This is a genomic window from Streptomyces sp. NPDC002868 (assembly GCF_055563295.1).
On sequence record NZ_JBVHDR010000062.1, the window covers coordinates 1 to 6,453 of the forward strand.

The window sequence follows — 6,453 nt, forward strand, 5'->3', positions numbered from 1 at the left end:
ACCTCGACAATCCTCATTCTTGCTGGTCAGAGGCGCTTTTCGTTTGTCTGACCACCCGTCGGACACCACGCTTCATGAAAGCGCGAGGCTAGACGCTGAGCAAGAAACGATGACCCGGGCAGGTAAACTCCATTCCGTCACGGCGTACCAAGTACCCTTGCATCGTGACGATGTACAAGACCGTCGATGTGAGTGTTGACGCGATGATTGAGGACCTCAGGACACTCGTCGAAATCGAGTCTCCATCGCGCGATCTCGACGCCTTGATGGCATCGGCCAAAGCTGTCGCCGCTGTCATCGAGAGCCGCCTTGGCGGGCAGGCCATCCTCGTTGAGAGCGAAGCCGGGCCGCACGTCCACTGGTCAGCTGGTGGCGATCCCAAAGTACTGATCCTCGGTCACCATGACACGGTGTTTCCGCTCGGCACCCTTGAACGCCGCCCGTTCATGGTCGAAGACGGGCATGCAACCGGCCCCGGGGTCTTTGACATGCTTGGCGGTTTGGTGCAGGCCGTTCATGGCCTGGCGACGCTCGCTGACCGGTCAGGCGTCGAGATCCTGATGACCGCCGACGAAGAGGTCGGCTCCCGCTCCTCTCGAGCTCTCATCGAAGAACGAGCCATTGCCTGCGGCGCTGTACTTGTGCTCGAGGGCGCCGCTGATGGCGGAGCCCTGAAGACCGGCCGTAAAGGCTGCGGCACGTTCCAAGTCTCTATCGCGGGCCGGGCGTCGCACGCAGGCCTTGAGCCCGCAGCCGGGGTCAACGCCCTGATCGAAGCATCACACCAAGTACTGGATATCGCAGCGCTTGGTCGACCCGACATTGGCACGACTGTTACCCCGACCGTCGCGTCCGCAGGAACCCTGGACAACGTCGTTCCCGCAGAGGCGACCGTCATCGTGGACGTCCGGGTCGAGTCGGCCGGCGAGAAAGAACGAATCGAATCTGCGTTCGCAGCACTGGTACCGCATCTCGATGAGGCGGAGATCGCGGTTCAGGGAGCTATCAGCCGACCCCCGATGTCTGAGTCGGCGTCGGCCGAGCTCTTTGCGGTGGCAAAGCAGCTGCTTCCTGACCTCGAAGGCAAGGCAGTCGGCGGCGGAAGTGACGGCAACTTCACGGCCGCATTGGGGGTGCCAACACTCGATGGCCTTGGAGCAGTCGGGGGCGGTGCCCACGCCGACCACGAGTACCTGGTGATCGAAGCCATGGCCGAGCGGGCGAACCTTGTTGCTGGACTGGTGAACGCGATTCAGAACGCATAGGAGAACGAGAGCATGCGCGACCTGTGAGCGATCACGCGAGGTCGCGATCTGCGATCACTGAGATTCGCGTTCGGTGATCGGGCCCGCTGCCGGCGGTGCGGTTAGCCGGCGGCTCCTTTCGTGGTCGGTGGCGGCGATTTCGGGCCCGTTGTGCTCGCAGACCCGCCAGGACGGGCCGCGGACGCTCCACGGGCTCGGCCGCCTCGCGGTCGAAGCGGAGGCGCACCATCGTTACGAGATGGGCCCGTTCCTGGTGACGTTCGTGCCCAGCGTGCACGTCAAGTCTTGGCCGGGGTCAAGGTGCCGAGTTGCGGCGAGGCCATCTGCGAACACGTGGGTGAGCTGCGACCCGATGGGTACGGGTGCCGGCAGGTGTGGGGAATTCGCATCGAGGTGGCCGGGGCGATGCTCTCTACCACCAGGGGTCGGCCGAGCTGCTTGACGACGAGGTGTCGCCGGGCGGCGTGGACCCGTTCCTTTGCGGTATCGCAGGCCGCTAGTTGTTGCGGGTGTCTTTGACAGGGTGAAGTGGAGCCAGTGCGGTAACGGGAACGGGAGCCACTGTTTCGGCAACGAGATTGGGAGCCACCCAGTCTGACGATCTGTGACATGCCGCTGATGGCGTAGTGGAACCTTTGGGCTGTTTGGCCGGGTCACGCTGTGGTCCTTTGATCACGGTCGTGTCAGGAGCCCGGGGGTGTACAGGTCGCGCGAGTGGATCTTCGAGCGGATCCGCCGTGACCGTCGGTTGGATCCGTCGGTCTCGGGCCGGACGCCCGCCCAGCGGTACAGGGTGTCGCGGAACACGGTGGCGAAGGCCCTGGCGCGAGGAGTGCAAGGCCACCGCGGTGGCCACCAACTCGCCGTTCGCCGAGTGGGACAAGATCTTCGCCGACCCGAGGCTCTGCGCGGCCATCGCCGACCGGATCACCTTCCGCTGCACGCTGATCCAGACCGGGACTGAGTCCTACCGGTTCCAGGCCACCGAAGCCGAGCGCAAGGCCCACACGGCATCCTCCTCCCGAACCTGCCCCTAGCCCCAACGTAACGGAGGTTGATCGGGAGCGGTTCGGGCGCGCGCCGTCCCGATTTCCTGCTCAGCTCTCCGTGTTGGGCTCTGTCGTTGTGGCTACTTTTGTTGCAGCCTCGTGCAGGAGGCCCGGGGCCAGGCGGCGGTGGATGGCGGAGAGCGGGGGCCAGATGAGGCGGCCGAGGGGTTTGTCGTAGTGCAGGTAGGTGGCCAGGGAGACCTGCCCTTCGGCGGTGTGGACTACGAGGTTGCAGCTCAGGAACCAGGAGGCGGTTTCGAGACGGATCCAGCTGTCGCCGCGTTCGGTGATGCGCCAGCCGGCCACTGTGTGCGGGGAACGGCCTGGGCTGAGGTGGAGACCTAGAAACCCGCGCCAGATCAGCTTTTCGGCGGCGCTGGGGACGTCGCCGAACATCGCCCGGGCCCACTGCTCCGGGGTCGCGTCGAGGCCGGTTTCGAGGGTGAACAAGTCGACGTAGTCGATGTCAGGCAGCGAGCTGAGGGCGAGGACGGACGCCGGGATGTTGTACGTCCCCACGGCGCCGTGGACCGTGGCCGAGTCGTTGCGGTTCTGCCACGCGCGTTCCCACTGGCGGGTCAGCGCCGGGTAGACGACGAGATGCCGGAACGGGGCGATGGCGGCCATGTACAGGCGTCCGAGCAGGCCGTTGGGCTTGACCAGGACGGCCATGCGCAGCTCGTGCCCGCCGGTGGCGGCCGGGGCCCAGCCGAGGTGCATGACCGCGTGGACGGTCTTGTTCGCCAGCTCGCGGGCGCACTCGTTGCCGAGCTCGTACACCGAGGTGAACGGGGAGTCCCCGGCGACCGAGCCGCCGGGGGTCTCGCGGAGATCGCGCGGCAGACGGTCGCGCAGCGGCGCTACGCGCGCCGCCCTGGGTTCGTCCCATCCGAAGAGGGCGCCAAGCTTCCAGCGCGCCGCGAACAGGAACCGTACCGGCCAGGAGCCGGTCCCCGGTCCGCCGGCCGCCTGCATCGCGGCGAGCATCACTGGGAAGTCGTCCGGTCCGGCTCCGGGCGCGCGGAAGGCCCACACGTCCTCCAGCCGGAAGTCGGGGGTGAGCTCGTGGATCCGCCACGGCTGATCGGTGTGGGCTGTGTCAGGGAGCCTCATTGCCACTGCAGCCTTTCCCTACCTCGAGATATACGCTGACGTATAAGACGAGGCTAGCGCGCGTTATACGGTGGCGTATATATGGCTGGGAAGTGAGGTGACGCACATGGTGGGCGCGGTTCGCACCCCGCGTGAGCGATGGGTCGAGGAGGGGCTGCGGGCGCTGGCCGCCGGCGGCCCGGACGCCGTTCGCGTGGAGGCGCTGGCGAAGCGGCTGGGCGTCACCAAGGGCGGCTTCTACGGCTACTTCGCCGACCGTGACGCGCTGCTCGGGGCGATGCTGGACAGCTGGGAGCGGGAGAGCACCGACGAGGTGATCGATCGCGTCGAGCGTGAGGGCGGCGACCCGAAGACCAAGATCCATCGCGCGGGCGTGCTCACCTTCTCCAGCGACCGCCTGCTCCCCATCGACCTCGCGATCCGCGACTGGGCCCGCCGCGACGAGGCGGTCGCCGAACGGTTGCGCCGGGTGGACAACCGGCGCATGGCGCTGCTGCGCGAGATGATCGGCACCTTCTGCACCGATCCCGACGAGGTCGAGGCCCGCAGCCTGCTCGCCTTCTGTGTGGCGATCGGCGCGCACTTCCTCGTCGCCGACCACGACGGCCGCTCCCGGGCCCAGGTCCTCGCCCGCGCTGGCGATCTACTGCTCGACCGCCCTAGCGGTGGCGGTACCAGTTGAGGGTCGCGGCCACGGCCTCGGCGTGCGGGGTGACCTCGAATGACGTGCAGGTCGTCCAGAACCTCGAGTTCAACCTCGACCCTCCGTCCCCCGGCATCCTCAACCGGGAGCTCCACGTCGACGTTCCCCGACCCGCCCGCTCGCGCTACACCATCCATGCCCAGGTCACCAACCCCGCCGGCAGCGCCGGATGTCGCCCGATAGGGGTGGCTCCCATTTCCGTTGCCGATCATGAACCTGTGTCGATGTCCGTGGCCTTCACGGATGGAGCAACGTGGCTCTCGTTCCCGTTGCCCGACTGGCTTCCGTTCACCCTGCCAAAAACATTGCGGGGTAGGACGTTCGTGACGGCTCGGCCAGGGGTGTGAGGCTGCGCGGGCAGGCCCTCCACGGCAAGGATGGGTAGCGCAAACCGACTCATCCGTGTCGAGCCAGCGAAAGGACCTGACCGCATGTCAACAAACACGCCATCTGCACCGAGCGCAGGGCCCGTGTCATCGAGGCGTTCATCGCACTCGCCAACGCGATCACATCCGCACGATCTCTAAGTCCCGAACTTCCGTGCCCTGTACCAAGGAGGCAGATGAGCGAGCACCCTGGCTCCCACCACGACGAGAGCGCCGCCGACCCTGCAGTCACCGTCGGCTGGTCCCACTAGGACGCCCCGCCTGCCTTGGGTGACCCGGCCAAGGCGTATGCCGACTGGGCCCCACGGGGACGTGCCGAGCGGTTTCGACGAGCCGCCGCAGCTCGCGCGGGACCGCATCCGCCGGGTGGAGCTGGCTGGTGATCCGCATTTCCCGTCCGTCGAGAACGGGCTGGACCACCTCGTCGGCGTGGTGGAAAACCTGGAGAGCCGAGACGGCGAGGTCAGTGGCCGGAACCTGAAGTACGCGGTGCTACACCTGGCGGCCGGGGCCCGGCCGCGTACGCAGAAGTGAAGCCGTCCGGCGGCCGGAAGGGGGAACTCCGGGCCGCCGGACGGCGCTTGGGGATCGCTCGATGCTCAGTGAGTTGCTCTGTAGGCGTCGAGAATGAGTCGGGAGACGACATCGGGGCGGGAGACGGTGACGGCGTGGGAGGCGTTCACCTCAAGGGTGTGCGAACCCGCCCGCCGGGCCATCCAGCGCTCGGCCGCGGGCGGAATGTTCTTGTCACCCGTGGCGACCAGTGCCCAGGAGGGGATGTTTTTCCAGGCGGCGGCGGTGGCCTTCTCCTCCAGGGCTGCCGTGGAGACCGGTCGCTGGGTTGCTGCCAGCACTGACGCCTCGTTGCGCGGTACGTCGTGGGCGAACTGTTGGTGGTACTTGTCCTGGTCGATGGTCAGTTCAGTGCCGGTGCCGCCGTCGGGCAGCGGATACGCCGAGGTCTGCACCGCTTCGCCCAGGGTGCTGCCGGGGAACTTCGCAGCCAGCTCACCCGCGCTCTCGCCTGTGTCGGGGGTGAACGCGGCGATGTAGACGAGGGCCTTCACATCGGGGTCTCCGGCGGCGGCGATGCTCATCACGGCTCCGCCGTAGGAGTGGCCGGCCAGAACGATCGGGCCCTTGATCCCGGCAAGGACACTCTTCAAGTACGCAGCGTCGCTGTGGAGCCCGCGCAGCGGGTTGGCGCTGGCGACGACCGGGAAGCCGTCACGCTTGAGACGGCGTACAACTCCGTTCCAGCTGGAGGCGTCGGCGAATGCGCCGTGCACCAGGACCACAGTGGGTTTCGGGCCGCGTTGCTGCTCCGTGGTCGGTGCGGTGCGCTCCGGGGAGGCGGCGAGCAGGGAGGCGACGAGTACGGGCAGGGCCGCGGCGACTGCCGCGATGCGGGCGGGCCTTCTGATTCCGGGCATGGCTGTGACCTCCGTGAGGGATGGGGGGAGTGGGGACGAGCGGTTAGGCGGGGTATTCCTGGTCTCCGGCCTTGCGCCGGACGCCTGCAGGTGGGGCTCTGGTGCCGTCCCCACCTGCGGACCGCGGGTGCTTCGGGCTTCCGCCGGGGGTTACTTGGTGATGAAGTCGAGCAGGTCGGCGTTGAATGCCTGCTCGAAGTCGCCGGTCAGGCCGTGCGGTGCGCCCGGGTAGACCTTGAGGGTGGCGTCCTTGACCAGCTGTGCGGCCTTGTGTGCGGAGTTGGTGATGGGGACGATCTGGTCGTCGTCGCCGTGCGCGATGAGGGTGGGGACGTCGATGTGCTTGAGGTCCTCGGTGAAGTCGGTCTCCGAGAACTGCTTGATGCAGTCGTACGCGGCCTTCAGCCCAGCCTGCATGCTCATCAGCCAGAACGCGTCGCGGGTGCCTTGCGAGACGGTGGAGCCGGGCCGGTTGGCGCCGAAGAAGGCCTCGCTCAGCGTCCG

At 67.3% G+C, this 6,453-nt stretch carries 6 protein-coding genes and 2 pseudogenes; 5 read left to right on the top strand and 3 right to left on the bottom strand.

Going from position 1 to position 6,453, the window contains the following annotated elements; translation table 11 throughout:
• Positions 1 to 170 precede the first annotated feature (170 nt).
• Positions 171 to 1,265, top strand: a complete 1,095-nt coding sequence (locus ACZ3H8_RS40420; RefSeq protein WP_467410324.1) for a M20 family metallopeptidase — start codon at positions 171 to 173, stop codon at positions 1,263 to 1,265.
• A 737-nt stretch (positions 1,266 to 2,002) separates the two neighbouring features.
• Positions 2,003 to 2,302 carry an ATP-binding protein gene (locus tag ACZ3H8_RS40425; protein ID WP_467410313.1) on the top strand — a complete coding sequence of 100 codons (300 nt, stop codon included), beginning with the start codon at positions 2,003 to 2,005 and terminating at the stop codon, positions 2,300 to 2,302.
• Positions 2,303 to 2,860: 558 nt separating this feature from the next.
• Here ACZ3H8_RS40425 and ACZ3H8_RS40430 read toward each other — a convergent pair.
• Positions 2,861 to 3,427: pseudogene (locus tag ACZ3H8_RS40430) on the bottom strand (DUF2867 domain-containing protein); the annotation flags it as partial.
• A 106-nt stretch (positions 3,428 to 3,533) separates the two neighbouring features.
• Here ACZ3H8_RS40430 and ACZ3H8_RS40435 point away from each other — a divergent pair.
• From ACZ3H8_RS40435 to ACZ3H8_RS40445, 3 genes and pseudogenes are all read left to right on the top strand, one after another.
• Positions 3,534 to 4,109 (top strand): TetR/AcrR family transcriptional regulator, encoded by a 576-nt coding sequence (locus tag ACZ3H8_RS40435; protein WP_467410315.1) that lies wholly within the window; start codon positions 3,534 to 3,536, stop codon positions 4,107 to 4,109.
• Between the two features lie 460 nt (positions 4,110 to 4,569).
• Positions 4,570 to 4,767, top strand: a pseudogene (locus tag ACZ3H8_RS40440) (hypothetical protein); the annotation flags it as partial.
• 37 nt (positions 4,768 to 4,804) lie between these two features.
• Positions 4,805 to 5,050 (top strand): hypothetical protein, encoded by a 246-nt coding sequence (locus ACZ3H8_RS40445; RefSeq protein WP_467410318.1) that lies wholly within the window; start codon positions 4,805 to 4,807, stop codon positions 5,048 to 5,050.
• Positions 5,051 to 5,115: 65 nt separating this feature from the next.
• On the opposite strand, the gene ACZ3H8_RS40450 is transcribed toward ACZ3H8_RS40445, so the two are convergent.
• Positions 5,116 to 5,949: an alpha/beta fold hydrolase gene (locus ACZ3H8_RS40450; RefSeq protein WP_467410319.1), complete on the bottom strand. Its 834-nt coding sequence runs from the start codon at positions 5,947 to 5,949 to the stop codon at positions 5,116 to 5,118.
• A gap of 150 nt (positions 5,950 to 6,099) precedes the next feature.
• The coding region (locus ACZ3H8_RS40455; protein ID WP_467410322.1) for an alpha/beta fold hydrolase at positions 6,100 to 6,453 on the bottom strand (354 nt) is incomplete at its 5' end.